Here is a 615-nt window from a genome sequence, read left to right as displayed (position 1 = left end):
ACACCCCGACCGATAGAGATGTGCTATCGGCCTTAATCAGATCTGGTAGGCTCTCGACATAGGGACCTGCGGCGCGGTCGAAATAATATCGCGCGTCTGGAATGCCCGGCACCCCGACAAGCGATGCTACCTTGCGCGTCACGTCCGAGGCTCGGAATGTAGCGAGCGTGGTATAGGTGTTGTCGGAAGGACCGGGGATAGTGCTTTGAAAGCCTGGATTTTGCGTAATCGCGTAATCGGCGAACTTGTTGAGAGCAGTTATATCGCTATCGGTAGGCAGAACGCCCCAAAGACCGTTACTACGGGCGATCTCGGCGAAGCGCGTTGCTTTATTAATGAGCTGATCGACCAGAATGCCGACGTCTTTTCCGTCTTTCCAACCGGCGATCTTCTCCGTCCCATCCAGCACTGCTGGCGGGCTAAAATCCCCAATTGTGGGCATGTCGGTACTCCAAGAATTAGGTTTCGTCGATCAGTTTCCGAGCGCGATGAAGTCGACGCCATCGATGGAATTGGTGGTCCCGCCGCCGCCCAGATTCATGAACAGCGTGACCGAACCCGCGCTTCGCGATTGTCGCTGAGGCCAAATGTCTTTGGTGTTCGTGCCCGATGCAT

General features: G+C 55.6%; 1 protein-coding gene. It reads right to left on the bottom strand.

The window, feature by feature from the left end:
- Positions 1-442, bottom strand: a 442-nt coding sequence (locus AACY45_RS27435; protein WP_339548593.1) for a hypothetical protein, incomplete at its 3' end; no start/stop codon positions are given.
- Positions 443-615 lie beyond the last annotated feature (173 nt).

Origin of the sequence: Pseudomonas sp. RA_35y_Pfl2_P32 (assembly GCF_963970735.1) — a bacterium.
Taxonomy (GTDB): domain Bacteria; phylum Pseudomonadota; class Gammaproteobacteria; order Pseudomonadales; family Pseudomonadaceae; genus Aquipseudomonas.
Note: the sequence above shows the minus strand (reverse complement) of the source record. Positions and strands in the feature narration are given on the sequence as shown.